The 20,301-nt window shown below is 66.3% G+C and carries 23 protein-coding genes; 8 read left to right on the forward strand and 15 right to left on the reverse strand.

Translation table 11 applies throughout. The features are described from left to right. Nucleotides 1–6: 6 nt before the first annotated feature. The 3 genes from J0A90_RS11325 to J0A90_RS11335 form a co-directional block, all read right to left on the reverse strand. Complete coding sequence (locus J0A90_RS11325) at nucleotides 7–300, reverse strand: co-chaperone GroES (protein ID WP_035473701.1); 294 nt, start codon at nucleotides 298–300, stop codon at nucleotides 7–9. Nucleotides 301–509: 209 nt separating this feature from the next. Further along, nucleotides 510–1,013 (reverse strand): FxsA family protein, encoded by a 504-nt coding sequence (locus J0A90_RS11330; protein WP_207037375.1) that lies wholly within the window; start codon nucleotides 1,011–1,013, stop codon nucleotides 510–512. Nucleotides 1,014–1,116: 103 nt separating this feature from the next. Beyond that, a complete protein-coding gene (locus J0A90_RS11335) occupies nucleotides 1,117–1,374 on the reverse strand; it encodes a ComEA family DNA-binding protein (protein ID WP_207037376.1) in 258 nt (85 codons plus the stop codon). A gap of 269 nt (nucleotides 1,375–1,643) precedes the next feature. Here J0A90_RS11335 and pyrF point away from each other — a divergent pair, with 269 nt between their 5' ends. Beyond that, nucleotides 1,644–2,348 (forward strand): orotidine-5'-phosphate decarboxylase, encoded by a 705-nt coding sequence (pyrF, locus tag J0A90_RS11340; protein WP_207037377.1) that lies wholly within the window; start codon nucleotides 1,644–1,646, stop codon nucleotides 2,346–2,348. Here pyrF and lapB read toward each other — a convergent pair whose 3' ends face one another. From lapB to J0A90_RS11355, 3 genes are all read right to left on the reverse strand, one after another. Then, nucleotides 2,349–3,536 (reverse strand): lipopolysaccharide assembly protein LapB, encoded by a 1,188-nt coding sequence (lapB, locus tag J0A90_RS11345; protein ID WP_207037378.1) that lies wholly within the window; start codon nucleotides 3,534–3,536, stop codon nucleotides 2,349–2,351. It lies immediately after the preceding gene. 1 nt (nucleotide 3,537) lies between these two features. Beyond that, nucleotides 3,538–3,843, reverse strand: a complete 306-nt coding sequence (locus J0A90_RS11350; protein WP_207037379.1) for a lipopolysaccharide assembly LapA domain-containing protein — start codon at nucleotides 3,841–3,843, stop codon at nucleotides 3,538–3,540. Nucleotides 3,844–3,922: 79 nt separating this feature from the next. After that, a complete protein-coding gene (locus J0A90_RS11355) occupies nucleotides 3,923–4,225 on the reverse strand; it encodes an integration host factor subunit beta (RefSeq protein WP_370635775.1) in 303 nt (100 codons plus the stop codon). A 341-nt stretch (nucleotides 4,226–4,566) separates the two neighbouring features. On the opposite strand from J0A90_RS11355, the gene J0A90_RS11360 reads away from it, so the two are divergent. Next, the gene (locus tag J0A90_RS11360; protein ID WP_035473687.1) at nucleotides 4,567–4,854 is read left to right on the forward strand and encodes a succinate dehydrogenase assembly factor 2; all 288 of its coding nucleotides are present in this window, start codon (nucleotides 4,567–4,569) and stop codon (nucleotides 4,852–4,854) included. Next, complete coding sequence (locus J0A90_RS18755; RefSeq protein ID WP_353057320.1) at nucleotides 4,814–5,230, forward strand: protein YgfX; 417 nt, start codon at nucleotides 4,814–4,816, stop codon at nucleotides 5,228–5,230. Before J0A90_RS11360 ends, J0A90_RS18755 begins: the two co-directional genes overlap by 41 nt. A 173-nt stretch (nucleotides 5,231–5,403) precedes the next feature. Here J0A90_RS18755 and J0A90_RS11365 read toward each other — a convergent pair whose 3' ends face one another. Then, nucleotides 5,404–5,640: a YqjD family protein gene (locus tag J0A90_RS11365; RefSeq protein WP_051895978.1), complete on the reverse strand. Its 237-nt coding sequence runs from the start codon at nucleotides 5,638–5,640 to the stop codon at nucleotides 5,404–5,406. Nucleotides 5,641–5,872: 232 nt separating this feature from the next. Between J0A90_RS11365 and J0A90_RS11370 the strand changes: the two genes are divergently transcribed. Next, nucleotides 5,873–7,057: an NAD(P)/FAD-dependent oxidoreductase gene (locus J0A90_RS11370; RefSeq protein WP_207037380.1), complete on the forward strand. Its 1,185-nt coding sequence runs from the start codon at nucleotides 5,873–5,875 to the stop codon at nucleotides 7,055–7,057. A 123-nt stretch (nucleotides 7,058–7,180) separates the two neighbouring features. Here the strand turns inward: J0A90_RS11370 and J0A90_RS11375 are convergent, their stop codons facing one another. The 4 genes from J0A90_RS11375 to J0A90_RS11390 all read right to left on the reverse strand — a co-directional run bounded on the left by J0A90_RS11375 (nucleotide 7,181) and on the right by J0A90_RS11390 (nucleotide 9,193). Then, nucleotides 7,181–7,480 carry a YqjK-like family protein gene (locus J0A90_RS11375; protein ID WP_207037381.1) on the reverse strand — a complete coding sequence of 100 codons (300 nt, stop codon included), beginning with the start codon at nucleotides 7,478–7,480 and terminating at the stop codon, nucleotides 7,181–7,183. Beyond that, complete coding sequence (locus tag J0A90_RS11380; RefSeq protein WP_233076715.1) at nucleotides 7,473–7,853, reverse strand: phage holin family protein; 381 nt, start codon at nucleotides 7,851–7,853, stop codon at nucleotides 7,473–7,475. The genes J0A90_RS11375 and J0A90_RS11380 overlap by 8 nt, the downstream gene beginning before the upstream one ends. Further along, nucleotides 7,853–8,194: a YqjD family protein gene (locus tag J0A90_RS11385; protein WP_035473675.1), complete on the reverse strand. Its 342-nt coding sequence runs from the start codon at nucleotides 8,192–8,194 to the stop codon at nucleotides 7,853–7,855. The genes J0A90_RS11380 and J0A90_RS11385 overlap by 1 nt, the downstream gene beginning before the upstream one ends. 75 nt (nucleotides 8,195–8,269) lie before the next feature. Next, nucleotides 8,270–9,193 (reverse strand): phospholipase A, encoded by a 924-nt coding sequence (locus tag J0A90_RS11390; RefSeq protein WP_207037382.1) that lies wholly within the window; start codon nucleotides 9,191–9,193, stop codon nucleotides 8,270–8,272. Nucleotides 9,194–9,480: 287 nt separating this feature from the next. Here J0A90_RS11390 and mscK point away from each other — a divergent pair, with 287 nt between their 5' ends. Further along, nucleotides 9,481–12,948: a mechanosensitive channel MscK gene (mscK, locus tag J0A90_RS11395; protein WP_207037383.1), complete on the forward strand. Its 3,468-nt coding sequence runs from the start codon at nucleotides 9,481–9,483 to the stop codon at nucleotides 12,946–12,948. A 26-nt stretch (nucleotides 12,949–12,974) separates the two neighbouring features. On the opposite strand, the gene J0A90_RS11400 is transcribed toward mscK, so the two are convergent. Genes J0A90_RS11400 through J0A90_RS11415 form a run of 4 tightly spaced genes read right to left on the reverse strand, consistent with a single transcriptional unit; the run spans nucleotide 12,975 to nucleotide 16,910 of the window. Then, on the reverse strand, nucleotides 12,975–13,724 hold the full coding sequence (locus J0A90_RS11400; protein ID WP_207037384.1) for a TlyA family RNA methyltransferase: 750 nt from the start codon (nucleotides 13,722–13,724) through the stop codon (nucleotides 12,975–12,977). Further along, nucleotides 13,721–14,881: an ABC transporter substrate-binding protein gene (locus J0A90_RS11405; RefSeq protein WP_207037385.1), complete on the reverse strand. Its 1,161-nt coding sequence runs from the start codon at nucleotides 14,879–14,881 to the stop codon at nucleotides 13,721–13,723. The genes J0A90_RS11400 and J0A90_RS11405 overlap by 4 nt, the downstream gene beginning before the upstream one ends. Further along, nucleotides 14,848–16,242 carry a sensor histidine kinase gene (locus J0A90_RS11410; protein WP_233076716.1) on the reverse strand — a complete coding sequence of 465 codons (1,395 nt, stop codon included), beginning with the start codon at nucleotides 16,240–16,242 and terminating at the stop codon, nucleotides 14,848–14,850. The genes J0A90_RS11405 and J0A90_RS11410 overlap by 34 nt, the downstream gene beginning before the upstream one ends. Next, on the reverse strand, nucleotides 16,239–16,910 hold the full coding sequence (locus J0A90_RS11415; RefSeq protein WP_207037386.1) for a response regulator transcription factor: 672 nt from the start codon (nucleotides 16,908–16,910) through the stop codon (nucleotides 16,239–16,241). Before J0A90_RS11415 ends, J0A90_RS11410 begins: the two co-directional genes overlap by 4 nt. A 349-nt stretch (nucleotides 16,911–17,259) precedes the next feature. Here J0A90_RS11415 and J0A90_RS11420 point away from each other — a divergent pair, with 349 nt between their 5' ends. The 3 genes from J0A90_RS11420 to J0A90_RS11430 are packed head-to-tail and all read left to right on the forward strand — an operon-like array spanning nucleotide 17,260 to nucleotide 20,209. Continuing rightward, nucleotides 17,260–18,246 (forward strand): tripartite tricarboxylate transporter substrate binding protein, encoded by a 987-nt coding sequence (locus J0A90_RS11420; protein ID WP_035473666.1) that lies wholly within the window; start codon nucleotides 17,260–17,262, stop codon nucleotides 18,244–18,246. Then, a complete protein-coding gene (locus tag J0A90_RS11425) occupies nucleotides 18,243–18,689 on the forward strand; it encodes a tripartite tricarboxylate transporter TctB family protein (protein ID WP_207037387.1) in 447 nt (148 codons plus the stop codon). Before J0A90_RS11420 ends, J0A90_RS11425 begins: the two co-directional genes overlap by 4 nt. Continuing rightward, a complete protein-coding gene (locus J0A90_RS11430) occupies nucleotides 18,689–20,209 on the forward strand; it encodes a tripartite tricarboxylate transporter permease (RefSeq protein WP_207037388.1) in 1,521 nt (506 codons plus the stop codon). Before J0A90_RS11425 ends, J0A90_RS11430 begins: the two co-directional genes overlap by 1 nt. Nucleotides 20,210–20,301 lie beyond the last annotated feature (92 nt).

A 20,301-nucleotide genomic window follows, 5' to 3' on the forward strand; every position in this document is an offset into this window, starting at 1 on the left:
GATCGATCAGCCTTCGACGACGGCCAGGATGTCGCTCTCGCTCATGATCAGAACTTCTTCGCCGTCGACCTTCTGCTTCTCGACGCCGAAGCCTTCCTTGAAGATGACGGTATCGCCGACCTTGACGTCCAGGGCGCGAACTTCGCCGTTGTCGAGGATGCGGCCGTTGCCGACGGCGAGGATCTCACCGCGGGTCGGCTTCTCCTGGGCGTTGCCCGGAAGCACGATGCCGCCGGCAGTTTTCTGCTCTTCTTCTGTGCGACGTACGATGACGCGATCGTGCAAGGGACGGATTTTCATTGCTCACGTTCTCCTGATGGTTGCATGTTGCAAATGCACGTTCCCGATGAGCCCGGCTCAGCGGGAGAAGGCTTGCGCCTTCCGGTTAATGGGCCTGATGGCCTAAAGCTATCGCTGCTGCCTTGATTGGGTCGAGCCAGACGCTTTCAAGGGCATGTCACAAATTTTTTATCCCTATTCGTCGAAGAAATCTCACGCCACGGTCGCGCTCAGCGCGAGTCACCGTCGCGGCCGTCGCGTTCGAGAAAGTCGCCTTCCAACGGCCGCCCTGCGGATGTGTCATGATCGCTGGAGGCGTTGTCGGCAGCACGCGGCGCCGGCTCCCACTCGCTGTGGCTGGCGCCTTGGGAACGGCCACCGCTGCCTGCGCCACCGACTGTCGCGCGGGGAAACCAGCGGCGTGCCAGCTGGCCGCTGCCCGGCAATAGACAGATCAGTCCCAGCAGGTCGGACAGGAAGCCTGGCGCCATCAGCAGCACGCCAGCCAGCACGAAGGTGGCGCCAGCCAGCAGTTCGTCCGAGGGCAGCTCGCCGAGCGCCAGACGTTCGCGGGCGCGCTGCAGGGTGAGCAGGCTCTCACGTCGAATCAGGTGCAGGCCAAAGGCGGCACTGAGCACGATCCAGATCAGGGTCAGCGCCAGCCCGAGCTTGGCTCCCAGCGTGAATAGGACGATGACGTCCGCCAGCAGGAACAGCGCGAGCAGAAGAGGCATGGTGTCTCCCGGGAAAACCGATTTTCCTCAGATGGAGACGACCGGGGAGAAATGCAAGCACCGCCACTCCCTGGCGGTGATCGACCGGACCTGCCGGCGGGACTCAGAGGGTGGCGTCGTCCTTGAGCTTGGCGATGGTGGCCTCGCCGATGCCGCTGACGCGGGTGAGCTCGTCGAGCGATTCGTACTTGCCGTTGGCCTTGCGGTCCTCGACGATCGCCTGGGCCTTGACCTCGCCGATCCCCGGTAGCGTGGCCAGGGTCTCGGCATCTGCCTGGTTGATGTTCACCGGATCGGCGAGCGCCGGCAGGCTGGCGGCCATGAACAGCGACAGCAGGGCGATACCGAACAGCTTTTTCATGTCGATCTCCTATTGGTGTCGATCTCGTCGGTACGACGAGGCTTGCCGGTCAGCACCGCTGGCGTGCCGGCGTGGTGGGGCGGCTGCTCGGCCAGCCCTCATAGAGGCTATCGACATTGGTGCGAGTCCCTTGACGTCGAATTCGCCCTCGATCTACGTACGTCATCGCCTACGACTTGTGTCACCCTCGAATGGCCGCCGCGCCGCGGCAGCGCGGTGGCAACTCCGGTATACTCCGGCGCGAATTCATCATGCCGGAGATGCCGCCCATGGCCGCTACGCAGTCGCCGCTCATCATCGCCCTGGACTACTCGGATCTGGCCTCGGCCACGGCGCTGGCCGATACGCTCGATCCGGCGCGCTGTCGGGTCAAAATCGGCAAGGAGTTGTTCACTCGGGTCGGGCCTCAGGCCATCGAGGCCATGCACCGGCGCGGCTTCGAGGTGTTTCTGGATCTCAAGTTTCATGACATCCCCAACACCGTGGCCGGTGCGGTCGAGGCGGCGGCGGATCAGGGCGTCTGGATGGTCAATGTCCACGCTTCCGGCGGGCGGCGGATGATGGAGGCGAGTGCCGAGCGGCTGCGTCAGCGCGGGCACGTCACGCGTCTGATCGCGGTGACCGTGCTCACCAGCATGGCAGATGACGAACTCCAAGAGATCGGCGTGGCGGGGGACGCCATGAGCCAGGTCGAGCGCCTGGCGCGGCTGACCCAGCAGAGCGGGCTAGATGGCGTGGTGTGCTCGGCACGCGAGAGCGAGCGACTGCGTGCGATCTGTGGTGAGGGGTTTCTCAAGGTCACCCCGGGGATTCGCCCGGCCAACGCGGCGTCGGGGGATCAACGCCGGGTCATGACGCCTGAGGCGGCCATGGCGGCGGGCAGCACGCATCTGGTGATCGGCCGCGCGGTGACCCAGGCGGCCGAGCCGATGGCGGCGCTGGCCGAGATCGAGCGCGCGCTGGAGGTAGGCTGATCATTCGCCCTCGAGGCCGGTGATCGGTTTGCTGGTGCCCCAGCTGTGGCAGCTGGGGCACTGCCAGTTGAGCTGCTCGGCGGCAAAGCCGCAGCGCTGGCAGCGGTAACGCGGGCGGACGCTGAGCAGCTGATGGGTGTGCTGCTTGAGTAGCTCCAGGCGGTCGCGCTCGCCGGGGTCGCTGTCAGCCAGATAGAGATCCATCAGATAGTCGACACCGCGCAGGCTGGGATGGTCGCGCAGTTGGTCGCTGACAAAGGCGCAGGCGATCTCCGCTCCCTGACGCTGGTGCAGGGCGTCGGCGGCCATGATCACCACGCTGGTGGGTGGCGAGCGCTGCAGCAGCTGCTCGAGGAACTGCCACCAGCCGTCAGCGTCGTCCAGCAGGCGATAGGCATCGCGTAGCGGTTCCAGCACCAGCGTGGTGAAGCTCGGGTCCTGTTCGGGCACGCGCTGCCAGTAGCGGATCGCGCTGCGATACTGGCCGATATCCCACTCCAGCTGGCCCAGAATCCAATTGGTGCGCACACAGGATTCGTCGATGTGCAGCGCCTGACGTAGCGCCTTGCGCGCCAGCGACGGACTGGCGTTGCGACGGTGCTCAAGCGCCAGCTCGCAAAGCCAGTGGGCGGCGGCGCGGCGCATATCGGGGTCCTGGCGTACCAGTTGAGGCTGGGCGATCTCTAGCGCCTGGCTCCACTCTTTCTCACGCTGGAACAGATCCACCAGCAGACGCTTGGCGGCGAGTTTCTGTTCGTCATCGACGTTGGCCTTATGGAGCGAGAGCAGCAGCCGCTCGGCGCGATCGAGCAGCCCCAGGTTGAGAAAATCGCGGGAGAGTTCCAATTGGACCTGGCCGCTCTGGGCGCTTGTCAGCGCCGGGCGGGCGAGCAGATTCTGGTGGATGCGCACGGCGCGGTCGGCTTCGCCCCGGGAGCGGTAGAGATTGCCCAGGGCGATATGCGTTTCGACCGTGTCGCTGTTGACCTCGAGGGCCTGGGTAAAGGTCTCGATGGCCCGGTCGGGCTGCTCGTTGAGCAGATAGTTGAGCCCCACGAAGTAGTCGCGGGGTAGCGGATGAGAGGGAGGGGCGCGCTGCGTGCGTTGACGGCTGCCCTCCCAGCGTCCCAGCCACCAGCCAATGGCGATGGCTGCCACCAGCAACGCCAGTAGCAGAACGTTCGCCATGTCAGGTGCTTTCCTTGAACTCCTGCGTGCGCAGACGATCGAGTTCCTTGCGCTGTTGCTGATTGTGACGCTGGGCTCGGGTCAGCAGTGTGCGCAGGCGAAGGTACATACCGGTCATTGCCAGCATGCCGAGAATCACGCCGCAGGCCAGGGCCACCAACAGCCATAGCGAGAGCGATGCGGGGGGTAGCTCGACCCAGATCAGATCCAGCGGTAGCGGCTGCTGGTTGTTGACGGCGAAGAGAATGCCGAGCAGCAGCACGATGATCAGAACGATGGCGAGAAAGACGCCTTTGAACCAGCGCATAGTGATTTCCAATGACGAGCCGAAATGACACTTCCGCCGGACCGGCGGATAGTGGCGTCACGGCGCGGTGACTGACCGATCAATAGCCCAGCGCCCGGCTGGCATTGACCTGCTCGCGCAACTCCTTGCCCGGCTTGAAATGCGGGACATACTTACCGTCGAGATCGACGGGATCGCCGGTCTTGGGGTTGCGCCCGGTTCGCGGTTCGCGAAAGTGAAGCGAGAAACTGCCGAAGCCGCGAATCTCCACGCGCCCACCTTCGGCCAGCGCATGGGTGATATCGTCGAGTATGACGCGCACCGCCGCCTCGACCTCCTTGGCCGATAGTTCGGGTCGGCGAGAAGCAATCTGTTCGATCAATTCAGACTTGGTCATCGACACTCTCCGTGAGCCGTCTGCCCGGCGGTGACGGACGCTGCCCCGAAGGGCATCCGACCTCTATTATTGTCGCTTCAGCATACTGCGCAAGTTTCGATAAAACAACGCATTACGCGCGGCAAAAAGCGTGCGCCGAGGACGTTGGTGCAAATGCCACGGAGCACGCGGCGGACAGGGCTCGGCCGCTATCCGCGCTAACCCCGCTACGGCCGGTCGGCGGCGCTCATAGTGGGCGCGCGGTGGCTCGGCTATAATGGCGCCCGAACCCGCTAACCTGGGGCGACATGGCGCATTGCGGTCTGGCGTCCCCGAGTGGCGGACCATTTCAGTAGTGAGGAGCGTTCGTGGCCGATAACGATGAAGACATTGCGCGCAAGCGCCTCTACTGGCACTCGCGTCGCGGCATGTGGGAACTCGATCTTCTGCTGGTGCCGTTTCTCGAAGCGCGCTATGACGCGCTGAGCGCTGAGGATCAGGCCCGCTATCGCGAGCTGATCGCCGAGGAGGACCAGGACCTGTTCGTCTGGCTGATGCGTCGCGAGTGGCCCAGCGACCCGGAACTGCGGCGCATCGTGCAGATGATCGTCGAGCATGCCGAGAACACTGACCGCGATCGGCGTCAGGCGCTCTAGGCTGGCGCTGGCACTCGGCGCCGGGTGGGTCGTGGCGCTGACGCTGTTTGCTGCGTACTTTCTCGGCCCGGACGTGGCGTCTTGTCTGGGGGTTGTCGGATTGGCGGGGCTCGTCTGGGAATGGCTGCGCCAGCCACGGTTACGCTATCTACGCTGTCGTGAGGAGGGTGGGCTGAGGTACTGGGAAAGCTCCCAGGATGCACACTCTTGGCACGGCGTGCACTGCCGTCCGCTACGAGTGGCGCCTTGGGTATGCGGGCTGTCTCTCGACGGCCGACATTGGTGGCTATGGCCAGACGCCTGCGATGTCGCCGAGATGCGAAGGCTGCGCCAGCTTCTGCTTGCAGAGCTTCAGTCAATCTCCAACGGTGCTTGAGTGCTCGTGAGGTGGGGGATGGCGCACTTGCTTTACGCCCGCTTCACTAGCTCAGACGACCAAGGCCTTCGGACGACCAAGGCCGGCTATGGCAAGAGTAATAGACCTCGGCAGCTCGCTGTGGGGTCGACACGGTCGCGGCCCGGTGGCTGGTGCCACCGGGCCGCAGTGGCTCACCGACGGCCGACAAAGAAGCCGATCGCGAAGCCGGCCAGGGCGGCGACGCCAATCCCGCTCCAGGCATTGCGGTGAACGTAGTCGTCGGTGTCCCGCCATGCCTCTTCGGCGTGCTCCATCAGATCCTGGCCCATGTCATCGGCGCGCTGACGCGCACGCTGCACGCCGGCACGTCCACGCTGCTTGGCCTCACGATAGTAGTGACGGGCGTCGTCTCGATAGTGTCTGCTCATGGATCTTCCTTAATCGAAGTGGATGAATCGCGGGCGAGAGCGTCGCATTCTCAGTGTAGTTGCAGATTCATGACGCGCTAGGCCTTGCCTTGGCGTTTGCTGCCGCGGATCGACGGGGCAATCCCAAGGAGGCAGCGCTAAGCCGCCTGCCGATTCGCCACCGCCGCCGGGCGAAGCGGTGTTTCCCTGTTAGAATGCGCGCCCACTCAACGCCGCCGGGAGCCGCCAGACCATGCCCTCATCCTATGACGTCATCGTGATCGGTGCCGGTGCCGCCGGGCTGATGTGCGCACTCACCGCGGGCTATCGCGGGCAGCGAGTTCGGGTCATCGACCACGCCAACAAGGCGGGCAAGAAGATCCTGATGTCCGGCGGCGGGCGCTGCAATTTCACCAATCTGGCCACCGCGCCCCGCCACTTCTTCTCGCGCAACCCGCACTTCGCGATCTCGGCGCTCAAGCGCTATACCCCGCAGCATTTCGTCGAGCTGGTCGAACGTCACGGCATCGAGTATGTCGAGAAGGCGCCGGGGCAGCTGTTCTGCGCCGATTCTGCCAAGGCGATCGTCGAGATGCTGCTCACCGAGTGCGCCTGGGCCGGGGTCGAGGTGTCGCTGTCGACCACGGTCGAGCGGGTCGAGCGTCTGGGGGAGGGCATGCGCCTGAGGAGCTCTGCCGGCACGCTCGACGCCGGTGCCGTGGTGGTCGCCAGCGGTGGGCTGTCGATCCCGACCCTGGGCGCAAGTGGTTTCGGCTACGAGCTGGCGCGCCAGTTCGGTTTGGAGGTGACCGCAACCCGGGCGGCGCTGGTGCCGTTCACCGTGACCTCGCAGTGGAAGACGGCGCTCGCGGCGCTATCCGGGCTCTCCTGTCCGGTGGCGGTGAGCTGCGGCGATGGCCACTACCGCGAGCCGCTGCTGTTCACCCATCGCGGGCTCTCCGGGCCGGCCATGCTGCAGGCCTCCAGTCACTGGGAGCCGGGCATGGCGCTGACCATCGACTGGCTGCCGCAGCTCGAGGTGGCAGAGGCCTTGCGCCAGGGCCGGCGTGAAGCACCGCGCAAGCGTCTCGCTGGCTGGCTGGGCGAGCACTTGCCGCGTCGTCTGGCCCAGGCGCTGGGCGAGTGGCAGGGGTGGCCGGATACGCCGCTGGCGGATCTCTCCAATGCCCAGATCGAGGCTCTAGCTGAGGCGCTGACGCGGTGGCAGTTCAAGCCCGCCGGTACCGAGGGCTGGCGCACGGCAGAGGTCACGCTGGGCGGTGTCGATACCGGCGCCGTCTCTTCCAAGACCTTTGCCGTCGAGGGGTTGCCGCAGCTGCGCTTCATTGGTGAGGTGCTGGATGTCACCGGCCAGCTGGGTGGCTTCAACTTCCAGTGGGCGTGGGCGTCGGGTGTGGCCTGCGGTCAGGCCGTGTAAATCCTGGGAGAATATAAGAGGAGCGTATAAGAGGAGCGTATAAGAGGGGGCGTATAAGAGAGGCGACGGCCGCCGATGAGGGCGGCCGTGCGCGTGTCGCGTAACCTGGAGACGGGTCGCGGCTCAGCGCCGACGCCCGCGGGTAGCGCGGTAGAGGGCCTTGCCGCGGTTGTACATCATCAATCCGGTCAGTGCGCGCCGGAGCAGGCGGCCGGTCGCGCGAGGCTTGCGCGCGCCACGCAGGGCGAACAGGCTGCCGGCCGCCATCAGCGGCACCCGCCAGCTCATCAGTTTCTCCCAGGCGCTATCGATCGGGGCGGTGGCATCGCGCCACTCGCGCATGGCGGCGGTCATCTCCAGACGCTGCTGCAGAATCTCGTGCTCGAGCGCTTCGATTCGCTGACGGTGGCTGCGTTCACTCATGATCCGGCCTCAGTGCCTGGCGGTCGTGGTCGAGGTGGCGCAGCGTCGCCGCCATCAGCTTGCGCCGGCGGGCCACGCGGCGGGCAGCGAGGATCAGACCGGCGGCGATCACGAACAGGGCACCGGCACAGATCGCGATCACCTGCAGGCGATTCTCCTCCCAGTACACCACCACGATCAGCAGCAGCAGCATGCCGACGGCGAAGGAGAGCATGATCAAGCCTGCGCCGGCCAGCAGCAGCAGCGTGAGCAGCCGCTCACGCTCGGCTTCCCACTCGACCACGGCGAGACGCAGGCGCGTCTCACCGGTGTCGATCAGGTTGGCAATCAGCCGCCGCGCCGCACCGATCACATTTTCGGCAGGCCCCGCCATCAGCGCCGCCCCAGCAGCAGCCCCAGTACCACGCCGGCAGCCGCACCGATACCGATGCTGGTCCACGGGTTGTCACGCACATAGCGATCGGTGGCGTCGATCTGTTCGCGCGCGCTGTCGTAGAGCGCTTCGCCGCGCGCTTCGAGTCGCTCGCGGGTGTCCTGCAGGCGCTGCTGGGCACGCTCGCGCAGTTCGGCGATGTTGCTGCGCGAATCATCCGCGGTGGCGTGGATCAGCTCCTCGACCGTCTGCGACAGATGACGCAGATCTTCCTTGAGCTGTGCGGTTGAGGCTTCGCGCTCGCGTTCCGGGTGCTGGCCGCCGGTGGGTTGCATGGTCATGGTTGTCTTCCTTTGACAGTCGATTGGCAGAGTGCTGACGAACAGCAGTCAGCATAGTCAGCCCGGCGTCAGGCATCAACGCGTGCCGGGGATCCCGGCGAGGAAGGTGTTGATGCTGAAGCCCAGCCCGAAACGCTGCACGTCGTTGTCGTAGTCGATCAGGCTCTCGCCGTAGCCGCGGTAGTACTGCACATAGCCGCGGACCTTGCCGAACAGCGGGAAGGAGTAGTCGAGCTGGCCGCCGTAGTGGGCCTGGCCCGGGTTGCCGCGCAGCATCAGCGACACTTCCTGATCGCCGATCGCGCGCACCAGGGTGATATCGCCATAGCCGATGTAGTCCTCGAGATCGGGGTTGTCATCGTCGCGATCCTTCTCGGGAATGCGCCAGTGGGGCGCCACGCTGAAGGCCCAGTCGCCACGCTGGAAGATCGTCTCCGCATAGAGGCGGTTCCAACTGCGTGACAGCGGGTCGGAGCGTCCGTTTGACTGGTGAGCGAAGCCGATCCGGTTGATGGTGTTGGTCCAGCCGAGCACGGTCCAGCTGTTGTCGAAGCTCATGAAGGCTTCCGGCTCGTAGTTGGTTTCGCGGAACGGCGAGGAGGCCTCGGAATTGTAGGCCTGCCACCAACTGCGCTGGGTATAGGCGAAGTAGAGATCACCATTGCGGCCGAGGATGTCGTCGAGCAGCTTGACCTTGAAACTGAGCTGGAACTTCACTTCGGAGTGATCGACGCCGCCGTCGGTGGAGATCTCGCGGAAGTCGGCCTCGTCCGGGTTGGTGTTGTAGGTCCACGGCATGACGTAGTTGCGCCGATAGGCGGTAATCGCCAGCGGGTTGTCGGCCGTTTCCGCTTCCAGATCCCGGCGAACCTCAGCCTTCTCGCTCGCCTGCTGGACCGGGTCAGACGTGGCCTCGGTGGTCTGGGCCAGCGCCAGCGGTGCCGTCAGCGTGCTCATGACCATGAGGCTTGAAAAGGAGAGTGAGCGGATTGGCGTCATGAGACTGTCCTGTCGATAGAGTCCTGGTCGCGAAGGCGGATCGCGGCGGCTGCCGAGGCGCTTCGTGGGTCGTCGTAACGCCGGCAGCCCTTGCCTCTGAGGCAGGATGGCGACGTCGAGCCGGGGCGATGCGCTCATATGCATGCGGTGCGTCGCCCGGGCCTGATGATAGAGCCAAGCGGGTTAGCCTGGCGAGTGGTGCTGGCGATCGGCACTGAAACCCTGGAAAATCGCCCCGACGATTCCAGGGACGTTTCCCCGGGGGACGGTGTTTACAAGGAGTTGGCATGTCGGATCACCCGCTCGGGTCACTCGCCAGGCGCGCTGCCCCTGGCGCTGCGCAGCTTATCATGCGCACGCTGTTGGCAGTTTGCCTATTGCTGGTCAGCGCGGTCGCGCTGGCGCAGCAGCCGGACAATCTACCGTCGCGGCAGCAACTCGAGACGGAACTCGACAAGCTCAAGCAGATCGAGACCCCGAGTGAGCAGCAGAAGGCCGATCTGGAGCAGCTGCGCGCGGCGCTGCAGGCACTCGATGGGTTGGAAGCGACGCGTAAGGATCTCGAAACGCTGGAGCGCAACGTGCGTCAGGCGCCGCAGCAGCGGCGTGAGCTCCAGCGCCAACTCTCTGCGTTGAGCGAGGATCGGCCGCCGGATGCCGCTGCCCTCGACAAGCTGTCGGTGGATTCGCTGGCCGAGCGTACCACCGATGCGCTCGACCAGTTGGAGACGCTGCAGAACCAGCTGGCCACGGTCAATGCCCGCTTGATCAGTGCCGAGACGCTGCCCGAACGCGCGCAGTCGGCGATGGCCGAAGCGATGGATCGGGCCGAGCAGGCAAGGGGCAAGGTGCAGACCCGCAGCGACGATCAGGACGCCGCCTTCGACCCCGCCCAGGCGCGCTACCAGCTGGCACTGGCGCTGGCCGAATTGCAGACCGAGTACCACCGTCGCGAACTGGCCAACAATACCCAGCTGCGTGAACTCGACGTGCTGCGTCGTGATCTGCTGGCGCGCCAGGTGGCGGTGCAGGAGGCGCGTCTCGACGCGCTGCAGGCGGCGCTCGATCGTGCCCGCCGCGCACAATCCGAGCAGGCGGTGGCGGATGTCAGCGAGGAGGACGCCAGTACCATTGCCGAACACCCGGTGCTGAGTGAGATCCAGGCGGCCAACCGCGACCTCAGTGATCGCCTGCTGACGGTGACCGACCGTACCAACCAGCTGATTCGACGGGCGATCGACGTGCGTTCGCAGCTCGACCGTGTACGCCAGGTGCGGCGCACCCTCAACGAGCAGATCGAGGCGATTCGCGGCAGTCCCTTGCTCTCGCGCATTCTCAACGAGCAGCGCCACGCGCTGCCCGAGCTGGACACTCTGAGCGGGCTGCAGGGAGAGATCGCCCAGGCCCGGCTGAGCCAGTTCGATCTCGTCGACCAGCGCGATGCACTGCGCCAGCCGGAAGTGCTGGCCAAGAAGAGCCTGGAGGATGCCGGTATCACGGTGACGCCGTCGCTGGTCGATGCGCTGGTCAAGCTGTTCCGCTCGCGCAGCGAGATCCTCGAGCAGCTCGATGCCGAGTACGGCAACCTGCTCACCGTGGCGATCGATCTGCAGCTCAATCAGGAGCAGCTGGCGAGTATCACCACCTCGCTGCGCGCGATCATCGAAGAGCAGCTGTTCTGGGTCGCCAGTGCGCGTCCGCTGACGCTCTCCTGGTGGCGTGACATGCCCGTCGATATGGCGCACCAAGTGAGCCGGGGCGAGTGGCAGCAGGCCCTGATGAGCCTGTGGCAGGTGCCCGACCTGCGCGCCCTGGGGGTGATCCCGGTGATCCTGATCACCGGCGTGCTGTTGCTGCTGCGCCGGCGCATCAAGGTGCGTCTGCTCAACCTCCACGAGCAGATCGGGCGGCTCAAGCGTGACACCCAGATGCACACCCCGCGGGCAATCTTCTATAACGCCCTGCTGGCGGCTCACGGCCCGCTGCTGCTGGCGGCGGTGGGCGGTCTGCTGCGTCTCGGCGGGGACGATTTCGCCGAACGCCTGGGCAGCACGCTGCTGCAGCTGGCGCTGGCCTGGGGTGTGCTCGGCTGGGCGCGCCGGCTGCTGGTCGCCGATGGTGTCGCCACGCGTCACTTCCACTGGTCTTCGGGCTATGTGGCGCGGCTGCGCGGGCTGCTGCTGTGGCTGGGCTTCTCGCTGATCCCGGTGATCCTGATCAGCGGAATCTCGCCGGGGAGTCAGGCCGAGCTGTCGAGCAGGCCGCTGTCGCTATTGCTGCTGCTCGCCGGGCTACTGGCGATGAGCGCGATCCTGGTGCGCCTGATCCTGGCCCACGTGCCCTATTTCGGACTCAAACTGTTCCGTCTGCTGCTGGGATTGGGTCTGGCACTGGTGCCGCTGATCCTGGCCGGGATGATCGCGCTCGGCTACGAGTACGCGGCGCTGCGCCTGATCGGGCGCTTCATCAACTCGCTCTACCTCTTCGGGCTGTGGATTCTGGTCGAGGCGACCGTGGTGCGCGGGCTGGCGGTGGCGCAGCGGCGGCTGGCCTATCGGCGTGCGGTGGCGCGGCGGCGGGCACAGATTCAGGAGGGCGCCGAGGGGGGCCTCGAGGTGGTCGAGGAGCCGCCGCTGGACATGGAGCAGGTCAATCAGCAGTCGCTGCGACTCTCCAAGCTGATCCTGTTCATCGGTTTCACCTTCGCTTTCTACCTGATCTGGTCGGATCTGCTCGAGGTGTTCTCCTACCTCGACCACGTGCGGGTGTGGGAGATCCAGCATGGCCAGGGTGAGGCGATGACGGTCGACCCGATCACCTTCGCCGATGTGATCATCGCCCTGATCACCCTGGCGCTGACCATGATGATGGCGCGCAACCTGCCGGGCCTGCTCGAGGTGATGGTGCTGTCGCGGCTGAGCCTCAAGCAGGGCAGCGCCTATGCCATCTCCTCGCTGCTCTCCTATACCATCGTCGGCTCCGGGGTGGTCGCGGCGCTGGGGACCCTCGGGGTGTCGTGGGACAAGCTGCAGTGGCTGGTGGCGGCACTCGGTGTGGGTCTCGGCTTCGGTCTGCAGGAGATCTTCGCCAATTTCATCTCTGGCCTGATCATCCTGTTCGAACGTCCGATGCGGATCGGCGACACCATCACCCTGGGGCAGCTGCACGGCTCGGTCAGCCGGATCCGCATCCGCGCCACCACGGTGACCGACTTCGACCGCAAGGAGATCATCATCCCCAACAAGACCTTCGTCACCGATCAACTGATCAACTGGTCGCTGTCGGACAACGTCACCCGGGTAGTGCTGACCTATGGGGTCGCCCACGGCTCGGACCTGGATACGGTGCATCGGCTGCTGCGTCAGGCCGCCGAAGGCAATCGTCGGGTGCTCAAGGACCCCGAGCCGCAGGTGTTCTGTATCAGCTACGGGCCGACCGCGTTCAACTTCGAGCTGCGTATCTTCGTCAACGACCTGCTCGACCGGCTATACGCCAGCGACGAGATCAACCGCGAGCTCGACCGGCTGTTCCGCGAGCATGGCATTCGTGTCGCCTTCAACCAGATGGACGTATGGCTGCACGGCGACAACGGCCAGGCGGCCAAGGTCCAGAGCCGCCGGCCAGACGAGTCGGTGGCGCTGGGCGAGCCCAAGCGACGCCAGGCGCGCAGCGGCGACGATGGCCACCTGGGTGACAGCGATGTGGGCGGTGCCGGCCCGGATGGCGGTGACGGCGGCGCGGACGGCGGGCGCTGAGGCGAGCGCCCGAGGCGCTCAGGCGCTCAGACGCGGCGGGCGTGGAGCAGGAACTCGCGGTTGCCGTCGCCGCCCTGGATCGGGCTTTCGCGCCAGTGGGTGAGCGCCAGCCCGACGCTTTTGCAGTGGCTCTGCAGGGTCTCGGCGACCTGCTCGAAAAGTGCTGTATCGCGCACGATGCCGCGGTCGTCGACCCGCCCCGGGCCGACCTCGAACTGCGGCTTGACCAGCGAGAAGAGCTCGCCCCCTGGCGCCAGTACCTGAGCGATCTGCGGCAGGATCAGCGTCTGCGAGATGAACGAGACATCCATGACCACGGCATCGATACCGCCCGGCGCCAGCTCGGCGAGCGTGGCGTAGGGCAGCGCGCGGGCGTTGACCCCCTCCAGGCAGGTGACCCGCGGATCCTCGCGCAGGCTAGCGTCGAGCTGGCCGTGCCCCACCTCGATACCGATCACCCGGGCGGCGCCGAAGCGCAGCGCACAGTCGCTGAAACCGCCGGTGGACTGGCCGATGTCGAGCACGCAGAGGCCGTCGAGGCGGCGTTCGAGCGCGCTCAGCAGCGCTTCCAGCTTGAGCCCGGCGCGCGAGACGTAGCGCTCCTCTGGGGCGGTCTCGATCTTCAGCGCGGTCTCTTCGGGGAGCTTTTCGCCGGGTTTGTCGGCGATCCGCCAGCCGCGGCCATCGTCGATGCTGACATAGCCCTGGCGGATCAGCCGCTGGGCTCGGGTGCGCGACCGCAGCTGGGCGGCCACCAGTTGATCGAGACGTTTCATGGTGAGGGTGATTCCTTGGTGGTCGCGGGCAGCGGTGCGGGATCCGCCAGCGGCCCGTCGGCAAAGGTAGTGCGGTTGGCGAACGCCTGCTGCCACTGTTCGAGCAGGGTCTGGCGCTTGAGCGTGTCGAGGGTGGCGAGCAGGCCGGGGCCGATCTGGACCGGGCGAATGGCGTCACCTAGGCGCTCGCGCAGGGCACCGGCGGTGCCGGGACCGCTGACCCCGGGGTCCACCGCGCCGAGCGTGGTGCGGGTCGCCAGTAGCGTCTGCGCCGAGCGCCCGAGCAGAAAATCGATGAAGCGTTCGGCGGCTTCCGGATGTGGCGCGCCACGCTGGCGCATGACCAGGCGCTGTAGCACCAGGGCGTAGTCGCGCGGGATCACCATCTCGAGCTCCGGGTGATTCGCCACGTAAGCCTGGGCGTAGGAGCCGATCAGGTTGTAGCCGATCCAGTAGCGGCCGGCACTGAGCCCTGCGAGCATCGCCGAGGTGGTCGCTTCGAGCGCTGCATGGCTGCGACCGAGGGCCGCCACCAGGTCCCAGTAGCGCGCCGAGATGCGCGCATCCTCGATCGCGTAGGTGTAGCCGGCGCCGCTCAGCCGCGGGTCGTAGGTGACCACTCGGCCCTTGAGCAGCTCGCTATGGGTGTCCAGGCGTGCCAGCAGTTCGGCGTGGCTCTCGGGCGCTGACATGTGCGCGACGAGATCGCGCCGATAGACCATCACGATCGGCTCGAAGGTGAAGCCGAACAGCTCGTGACGCCAGCGCGCCCAGCGCGGCCAGGCGGCAGTGACAGGGGAGTCGATGGGGCTGGAGAGCCCGGCGTTGGCCAGCTGGTACTGCCACGGCATGGCCGGCGACATGATCACATCGGCCTGGGGCGCGTCCTGCTCGGCGAGCACTCGCCGGTGCAGCGCCAGGGTATCCATGTGCTGATAGACCAGCTCGATCTCCGGGTGTTGCCGTGTGAACGCCTGCAGCAGCGGGCGCGCCTGGGGTGGGTCGAGCACGCCATAAATCGTCAGCGGCGTGGCCGGCGCGGTGCTGGCGGCAAACTCCAGAGTGCCTGCCCAGGCCGGTGAGCCCAGCGCCGCTGCACCAGCCAGGCTCAGCAGGGCGCCGCTCAGGCGGCGTCGGGAAAGGTCAGGGTGATGCATAGGCCAGGCCGTTCAGGGTGGGCGGGGTCGCTGTCCGCGAGGGTGAGGCGGCAGTCGTGGGCGCGGGCGATACTATCGACGATGGCGAGCCCCAGGCCGGTGCCGCTGCCACCTTCGCGGCCGCGATGGAAGGGCCGCAGCACCAGCAGGCGCTGCGACTCGGGAATGCCGGGGCCATCGTCGTCGACGCACAGCCGCGGCGGGTCGGCGAGCACGCTGACGGTGATGCGCCGGGCGCCGTAGAGGGCGGCGTTCTCGAGCAGATTGGCGAGCGCCTCCTCGAGCTGCCAGGCGGTGGCGGCGACCATCACCGCCTGCGCCGGACTCTCCACGCCGAGATCGACACCACGCCGGTCGAAGCTGGCAAAGCCGCTGCGTACCGCGCGCTGGGCCAGCGCACACAGGTCGACCGGGGTGTGTGCCGGGGCGGCCTCGGGGTTGTTGAGGCGGGTCAGCGAGAGTAGCTGGCCGGCCAGGCGGGCGGTCTGGGCGGCGGTGGCGTGCATGCTGTCGAGCGCGGCGCGCCACTGTGCCGGGTCGGTCTGGCGCAGGGCCAGTTCGGCGCGGGCCGACAGGCCGGCCAGCGGTGTGCGCAGCTGGTGCGAGGCGTCGCCGATGAAGCGCTCCTGGTTGGCTCGCACCCGGCGCATGCGGGCCAGCAGTTCATTCAGTGTCTGACGTAGTTCGTCGAGCTCACGCGGCAATTCCAGCGCCAGCGGTGCCAGCGTACGCGGGTCGCGCTGGCGGATCGCCCGGCGCAGCCGGGTCAGCGGTTCCAGGGCAAAGCGCGCCGAGAGCAGGACCACCACCATCGCCAGCAGGGCGATCAGCGCCACGTTGAGCAGACTCGCCAGGAACAGGCGGTTGGCCAGCGCCGTGCGCCCCTCCTGGGAGTGCGCCACGCGCACTTCGAAGCGGTCGCTGCGATCCCAGCCTTCCAGGCGCGAGCGGCGCACGCCCAGACGCAGCGACAGGCCGTCGACGTCGACATCGGCGTAGCTCATCTGACCGCTGGGCGAGGGCGGCAGCTCGGGCAGGGCGCGGTTGCCGGTGACGAAGTGCCCCTGGGCATCATAGAGGGCGTAGAAGACCCGCTCCTGGGCATCCGTTGCCAGCATCTCCAGGGCCGATGGGGGCAGGTCCATCCACAGCCGGCTCTGCTGCCAGCGTACCTGTTCGGCGATCGACAGCGAGGCGGCATCGAGCAGCCGATCGAAGGCACGATCAGCGGCGGCGCGCGAGGCGAACCAGCTCTGCCCCAGGATGAGCGCCGCCACCAGCGCCAGCGGACAGAGCAGCAGCACCGTCAGGCGGCGATAAAGACTCAGATGCGCCAGGCGAGAGCGGGGGAGGGCCGTCACTGGGTCTCCAGCAGATAGCCGATGCCGCGTACCGTGCGCAGGCCGATGCCCGAGTCGGTCAGGCGTCGACGCAGACGATGCACATAGACCTCGATGGCGTTGTCGCCCACGGTCTCGCCGGCGAACGCCTCGTCGATCAGGCGCGCCTTGTCCACCGGCTCGCCGGCGTAGCGCAGCAGGCAGGCGAGCAGGCGGTGCTCGCGCGGCGGCAGGGATAGCGGCGTCTCGCCCAGGCTGAAGCGCTGGCGCTGGGGGTCGAGGCGCAGCGCGCCCAGGCTCGGTGCTTCGTCCGCGGTGGCGCTGCGCCGGCGCAGCAGTGCACGTACGCGGGCCTCCAGCTCGTCGAGCGCGAAGGGCTTGGCCAGATAGTCGTCGGCACCCAGGTCGAGCCCCTTGACCCGGTCCTCGATCGCCGCACGCGCGGTGAGAATCAGCACCGGCGTTTGCCGATCCACGGCGCGCAGCGTGGCCAGCACTTCCAGGCCGCTGCGCGTGGGCAGGTTGAGATCGAGCAGTACCAGCGCATAGGCGTGGGGCTCGCACAGGCGCGCCGCAGCGATCCCGCCATCGGCGATGTGCTCGACCTGCTGTTCGGGCGTGGCGAGGGTCGCGGCGAGGGTGTCGGCGAGCAGCGGGTCGTCCTCGACCAGTAGCAGTGTCGGCGGCATGGCAGCGGCTCCTGCAGGGCGTTGGTGGTGAGTCTGCGGGCGGTGGCGGGATTGTAAACGATCACGGAGAGCGCGCATTCAACTTTAGTTGGCATTTGCCGCAGCGCCGTTGACCGCGCGAAAGGGAGGCGCCTAAATTCCGCCTACGGGAACAGAGTTCTGCCTTACAGAATTGTAAGGTTGGCTCGATCCGCGTCGGGCATCACGCGGGACGTCGTGCGTCGGCCGCCATGCACTCCTTGGCATGACGACCTGCGCTCGACGACGACCTCTGAGTCATGCCAACACTTGCTTCATCACAGCGCCTGCTTCATCACAACGCTTGCTTCATCACAAGAAAGGAGAAGCCATGATTTCCGCCAAATCCTTGAAATGGGTCGCCGCTGCGGCCCTCACGCTGGTCGCCTCCAGCGCCATGGCGTTTCAGCCCTCGGGCAAGGTCGAATGTATCGCGCCCTCCGATCCGGGTGGCGGCTGGGACTTTACCTGCCGCAGCGTGGGTAACGTCCTCGAGGAGCTCAAGCTGGTGCCGGCCAGCGTCCAGACCATCAACATGGCCGGTGCCGGCGGCGGCGTGGCGTTTGCCCACACCGTGAGCAAGCGCAAGGGTGACGACCAGCTGCTGGTGGCCGCCTCCACCGCCACCACCACGCGCCTCGCCCAGGGGCAGTTCCCGGGCATGAACGCCGACATGGTCAACTGGATCGGGGCCGTGGGTGCCGACTACGGGGTGATCGCGGTCTCCAAGGACTCGCCTTACCACAACCTCAACGAGCTGATGGACGCGATGAAGAAAGACCCGCGGGCGGTCAAGTTCGCCGGCGGTAGCGCCAACGGCGGCTGGGACCACCTCAAGGTACTGATCGCGGCCAAGGCGGCCGGGGTCGAGAACCTGCCGCGCATCCCATATCTCTCCTACAACAACGGCGGCGAAGCGATGACCCAGGTCATCGGCGGCCACGTCGACGCCTTCACCGGTGACGTCACCGAAACCCAGGGTTTCCTGAAGTCTGGCGACCTGCGCGTGCTGGCGGTGCTCTCCGACGAGCGTCTGCCGGGTGATCTCTCCAGCATCCCCACCGCCAAGGAGCAGGGCATCGACGCGGTCGGCCCCAACTGGCGCGGTTTCTACATGCCGGCGGGTATCGACGACGACGCCAAGCAGTACTGGGTCGATGCCATGGACAAGCTCTACGCCAGCGACCAGTGGAAGAAGGTCATGGCCAGCAACGGTCTGATGCCGTTCCACCCCAAGGCGGATGAGTTCCAGGCCTTCGTCAAGCAGCAGATACAGGACATCCAGGCGCTGTCCAAGGAAATCGGGCTGATTCAATGAGCAAGCTCAATGACCGCGTCTTCGGCCTGGTCATGCTGGTCATCGCCGTGGCCTATTTCTACGGCGCTACCCAGTTTCCGGTCCCCTTCGGGGGATCGGAAGCCGTCGGGCCCGAGACGTTTCCCAAGATCCTGGGGGTGGTGCTGGCGATCTGCAGTCTCTACATGATCGTCAAACCCGACCCCGATAACCACTGGCCGGCGCTGCGTACCTTCGCCGAGCTGGGCATCGCGGTGGTGGTACTCGTCCTCTACGCGCTGCTGCTGGAGCCCCTCGGCTTCATCCTCGCCACCATGCTGGCGGTCGGCACCCTGTGCTGGCGCATGGGCGCCAAGCCGCTCAAGGCCTATCTCACCGGGTTGATCAGTGGCGCCGTGGTCTTCGTGCTGTTCACCTACGGCCTCGAACTGCCGCTGCCGCTGGGCCTGCTGGAGCTGAACTGATGGATACGCTGCATTACCTGTCGCTCGGCTTCGGCGTTGCGCTGCAGCCAGAGAATCTGATGTTCGCGCTGATGGGCTGCTTCATCGGCACCTTGATCGGCGCGCTGCCCGGGCTCGGCCCGGCCAACGGCGTGGCGATTCTGATCCCGCTCGCCTTCACCCTGGGGCTCAAGCCCGAGACCGCGCTGATCATGCTCACCGCGGTCTATGCCGGGGCGATGTACGGCGGGCGCATCTCGTCGATCCTGCTCAACATCCCCGGCGACGAGCCGGCGATGATGACCTGTCTCGACGGCTATCCGATGGCGCGCAAGGGCAAGGCCGCCGAGGCCCTGGCGATCTCCGCCATTGCCTCTTTCATGGGCAGTCTGATCGCCACCGTTGGCCTGATCCTGCTGGCACCGCTGCTGGCACGCTTTGCGCTGACCTTCGGCCCGGCGGAGTACTTCGCCCTGTTCGTGCTGGCCTTTGCCACCCTGGGCGGTATCACCGGCAAGAATCCGATGAAGACGCTGATGGCTGCGGCCATCGGCTTGATCATCGCCACCGTGGGGATCGATCTCTCCACCGGCACCCAGCGCTACACCTTCAACGTGCTGGAGCTCTACGAAGGGGTCGACTTCATCATCGCCATCGTGGGTCTGTTCGCGGTCTCCGAGTTGCTGTTCTTCATCGAGGAGAAGGCCGGCAAGGGGCGCGAGATGATCAAGATCAATCCGCTCAAGCTGAACTGGCGCGATATCACCTCGATCTTCCCGACCACCGTGCGCGGCGGGGTGCTGGGCTTCATCGCCGGGGTGCTGCCGGGGGCCGGGGCATCGCTGGGCAGCTTTATCACCTACACCCTGGAAAAGAAGATCCTGGGCAAGAAGGGCTACTTCGGTGAGGGCGATCCGCGCGGTGTGGCCGCGCCCGAGGCGGGTAACAACGGCGCCTCCAGCGGCGCACTGGTGCCCATGCTGACCCTGGGCGTGCCGGGCAGTGGCACCACGGCGGTGCTGCTGGCGATGCTGGTGTCGCTCAATATCACCCCCGGTCCGCTGATGTTCACCCAGAACGCCGACCTGGTGTGGGGCGTCATCGCTGCGCTGCTGGTGGGCAACTTCATGCTGCTGCTGCTCAACATTCCGCTGGTCGGGGTGTTCGTGAAGATCCTCTCGGTGCCGCCGATGTATCTGCTGCCGATCGTGACCATGGTCGCGTTCGTGGGCATCTACTCGATCAGCCACTCGACCTTCGATCTCTACTTCATGATCGCCTTTGGCGTCGCCGGTTATATCCTGCGCAAGCTGGAGATACCGCTGGTGCCGGTGATCCTGGGGCTGCTGCTGGGGCCGGAGATGGAGAAGAACCTGCGTCATGCGATGCAGATCTCCGACGGCGACTGGTCGATCCTGTGGAGCAGCGGGCTGTCGATCGGGCTGTGGCTGGTGGCGATCATCGGGCTGCTGCTGCCGGTGATCGTCGGGCCGATCCTGCGCAAGCGCATGCAGGCGGCCAAGGCCAAGATCGGCGACTGACGCCGTTGGTGGTGCCTCTATCACGCCCCGGTGCCGGTCACCGGGGCGTTGTCGTTCAAGCGCGTGCAGAAGAAAGGGATTCACGCGCATCG

The organism is Salinicola sp. DM10 (assembly GCF_017306975.2).
Lineage (GTDB): Bacteria > Pseudomonadota > Gammaproteobacteria > Pseudomonadales > Halomonadaceae > Salinicola.

Coding starts and splice junctions, on each gene's coding strand:
- J0A90_RS11400 (WP_207037384.1), bottom strand. CDS start 13,724: ATGAAACGTCTCGATCAACTGGTGGCCGCCCAGCTGCGGTCGCGCACC.
- J0A90_RS11380 (WP_233076715.1), bottom strand. CDS start 7,853: ATGGCGGGGCCTGCCGAAAATGTGATCGGTGCGGCGCGGCGGCTGATT.
- J0A90_RS11385 (WP_035473675.1), bottom strand. CDS start 8,194: ATGACCATGCAACCCACCGGCGGCCAGCACCCGGAACGCGAGCGCGAA.
- mscK (WP_207037383.1), top strand. CDS start 9,481: ATGTCGGATCACCCGCTCGGGTCACTCGCCAGGCGCGCTGCCCCTGGC.
- J0A90_RS11375 (WP_207037381.1), bottom strand. CDS start 7,480: ATGAGTGAACGCAGCCACCGTCAGCGAATCGAAGCGCTCGAGCACGAG.
- J0A90_RS11370 (WP_207037380.1), top strand. CDS start 5,873: ATGCCCTCATCCTATGACGTCATCGTGATCGGTGCCGGTGCCGCCGGG.
- J0A90_RS18755 (WP_353057320.1), top strand. CDS start 4,814: ATGCCGAGAACACTGACCGCGATCGGCGTCAGGCGCTCTAGGCTGGCG.
- J0A90_RS11430 (WP_207037388.1), top strand. CDS start 18,689: ATGGATACGCTGCATTACCTGTCGCTCGGCTTCGGCGTTGCGCTGCAG.
- pyrF (WP_207037377.1), top strand. CDS start 1,644: ATGGCCGCTACGCAGTCGCCGCTCATCATCGCCCTGGACTACTCGGAT.
- J0A90_RS11425 (WP_207037387.1), top strand. CDS start 18,243: ATGAGCAAGCTCAATGACCGCGTCTTCGGCCTGGTCATGCTGGTCATC.
- J0A90_RS11350 (WP_207037379.1), bottom strand. CDS start 3,843: ATGCGCTGGTTCAAAGGCGTCTTTCTCGCCATCGTTCTGATCATCGTG.
- lapB (WP_207037378.1), bottom strand. CDS start 3,536: ATGGCGAACGTTCTGCTACTGGCGTTGCTGGTGGCAGCCATCGCCATT.
- J0A90_RS11405 (WP_207037385.1), bottom strand. CDS start 14,881: ATGCATCACCCTGACCTTTCCCGACGCCGCCTGAGCGGCGCCCTGCTG.
- J0A90_RS11330 (WP_207037375.1), bottom strand. CDS start 1,013: ATGCCTCTTCTGCTCGCGCTGTTCCTGCTGGCGGACGTCATCGTCCTA.
- J0A90_RS11420 (WP_035473666.1), top strand. CDS start 17,260: ATGATTTCCGCCAAATCCTTGAAATGGGTCGCCGCTGCGGCCCTCACG.
- J0A90_RS11335 (WP_207037376.1), bottom strand. CDS start 1,374: ATGAAAAAGCTGTTCGGTATCGCCCTGCTGTCGCTGTTCATGGCCGCC.
- J0A90_RS11365 (WP_051895978.1), bottom strand. CDS start 5,640: ATGAGCAGACACTATCGAGACGACGCCCGTCACTACTATCGTGAGGCC.
- J0A90_RS11415 (WP_207037386.1), bottom strand. CDS start 16,910: ATGCCGCCGACACTGCTACTGGTCGAGGACGACCCGCTGCTCGCCGAC.
- J0A90_RS11390 (WP_207037382.1), bottom strand. CDS start 9,193: ATGACGCCAATCCGCTCACTCTCCTTTTCAAGCCTCATGGTCATGAGC.
- J0A90_RS11325 (WP_035473701.1), bottom strand. CDS start 300: ATGAAAATCCGTCCCTTGCACGATCGCGTCATCGTACGTCGCACAGAA.